At 70.8% G+C, this 2,402-nt stretch carries 2 protein-coding genes; both read left to right on the plus strand.

The features are described from left to right. Positions 1–1,935, plus strand: a 1,935-nt coding sequence (locus tag OXF11_03580; protein MCY4486180.1) for a conjugal transfer protein TraG N-terminal domain-containing protein, incomplete at its 5' end; no start/stop codon positions are given. Between the two features lie 13 nt (positions 1,936–1,948). After that, a partial coding sequence (locus tag OXF11_03585) for a hypothetical protein (protein MCY4486181.1) occupies positions 1,949–2,402 on the plus strand: 454 nt, incomplete at its 3' end.

The raw sequence follows: 2,402 nt of genomic DNA on the forward strand, positions 1-2,402 counted from the left end.
CGGGCCGAGACCCAGACCGTCTCCGCCTACCGGGCCATCGGCCGCCAGGCCGAGACCTGGGTGCCCATGCTCCGCATCGTGTTCGAGTGCCTCTACGTGGGCGCCTTTCCCATGGCCGTGCTGCTCATGCTCACGCCGGCGGGCGGGGCGATCTTCCGCTCCTACTTCTCCGGACTCGTCTGGCTCCAGAGCTGGGGGCCGCTCTACGCGATTCTGCACCGCATCTCCATGGGGGAGGCCGCCGAGCGCATGAGCGCTGGGGCGCTCATGCCGGGCGGCGACATCGGCGTGTCGCTTGTCGCGCAGGCCGGGATTCAGGCGGTGGCCTCGGACGTGGCGGTGATGTCGGGCTACCTGTCCATGTCGGTGCCGTTCCTGGCCGCCGCCCTGGCCTACGGGGTGGGGAGAGCCACGGGGCTTGCGACCTCGGTGCTCGCGGTGGGCCAGGAAGCCGCGTCCTCCGCGGCGCAGGAGGGCACGACGGGCAATGTCTCGCTCGCCAACACCCAGGCCGACACCCACCGCTTCGCGACCGTCGAGGGACACCAGGTCCGTACCTCGCTGCACGCCGACACAGGCCGCTATACCGGGTTCGCCCCCGAAGGCGCCGGCTTCACCGTAACCGGCGACGGCACGGCGGTGGTGGACGCCGGTTCCGCCACGAGCCGGATCCCGGCGGCGGGGATCAGGCTCTCGGAGTCCCTTGCGGCGAGCCATGAGAACCGGGCAAGCGCTGCGCGGGAGCAGGCCCGGCACTGGTCGGCGGAGGCGGCCACGGCGCGGACCGCCGCGGCCACCGACTCGGCCGCCCTGGTGGCGCGGTTCTCGCGCGACGTGAACACGGGTGTCGCCCATTCGAGGGGAGTGACGGAGAGCGAGACCCGGACGGTGCAGAGCCTGGAATCCCACTTCGAGAAGCTCTCCGAGGCGGGCGGCATCACGAAGGAGCAGGCGGCCGCTCTCACGAGCGCGGCCAAGGCGGGAGGGGGCTTCGACTTCATCGTCAAGTTCGGCGCCGACGGCTCGGCGAGCTGGCGCGGCCAGACGCTCAGCCGGGAGGCCTGGAACCGGATGACCGACTACGCCGAGCAGCAGAGCGTGCTCGACGTCTGGTCGCGGGTGGCCGAAGCCTCGAGGCGCTACTCCACCGCTTCGGGCGAAAGCGAGCTCAAGAGCCTGGAGGAGAGTTTCGGGGCGAACCTGACGAGGATGCGCCGTTACGGAGAGCAGGAGGCGCTGAGCCACCGCCAGGCCGAGAGCTGGGGCCGGCAGGCGGCCGAGGTGCGGAGCCAGGCCCAGTCAATAGACCGGGAGCTGGGCCAGCCCTTCTTCACCTGGCTCACCGCGCGTAGCGGCGCGGACGGGCGCGAGATCGGCGTGGCGGGCGCCATGCGCCTGGCACAGCCCCAGACCCCGGAGGACGCCGAGGAGCTCCGCGCCCATGCCGCCGCCTTCATCGCGGAGAGGTTCCCGCAGCCCAAAGGCCCGGACCCGACGTCGGCGCCGGACCTGGCGGACTACGAGCGAGACCGTGGAGGAATGCGGGAGTCTCACCGTGGCGGGACCACGGCGGCTTGGGCGGAATGGTCGGGCTGGGCCCGCGACCACGGACGCGGAGAGCATGAACGGGGAAGCGTCGGGAGACGGGCGGAGCGCCTGCGCGCCGAGACCGACACCGAGCTCGATATCCGGGAGGCGGAACGCGAGGCGCTAGGCGGCGTGGCGGGTGAACTGAGCGAGAAGGGCCGCGCCAGGGTCGCGGCCGAAACCGATCGACCCTTCGGCGAGCATGCCGCCGAGGCGGTTCCGTTGGTGGGCGAGTGGCTCGGCGGCAAGCTCTACGGCACGGCGCGGAACGCCGCGCCGGACGCCGGCGCGAAGAGGGAACGCGCGCGTGGTGGTCCGATGGGCGGGGACGAAGTGCTCGGACCGTGAACGGGAGGATCGGATGATGTTCGGCAAGGCAACGCTCAGGGGAGGCCAAAGCCTGCTCCACGACGTCCACATGTGGGGCCAACTGGTGCGCTGGGAGATCATCGGCTTTGTCCTCGTGGTCGTCCTCTTCCTCTCCATAGCGCTCTTCAGCACCACGACGGCCTACGACTGGCGCATCGTCGGCATGGGGACCCTGGCGGAGATCAAGCTGTCCATTGGATACTCTCCCAATTCGGGGCAGATGCACGAGTGGGCGGAGGGACGGAAGAGCCCTAGCCCGATCGTGGACATCGTCGCGGATCGGAGAATCGAACGGATACGCAGACGCATGCTCGAGACGGTCCACTCCTGGCCATGGACGGGGGCGGGATGGGGAGTGGGCTGCATGGTTGTGTGCACCCTGGTGTTCTGGATGCTGGGCCGGCGCCTGGCCCGGACCCGGCGCGTGCGCGGCGTGGAGATGGCGA

The sequence above is a fragment of the Deltaproteobacteria bacterium genome, from assembly GCA_026712905.1.
In the GTDB taxonomy this organism is placed as follows: Bacteria; Desulfobacterota; Binatia; order UBA9968; family JAJDTQ01; genus JAJDTQ01.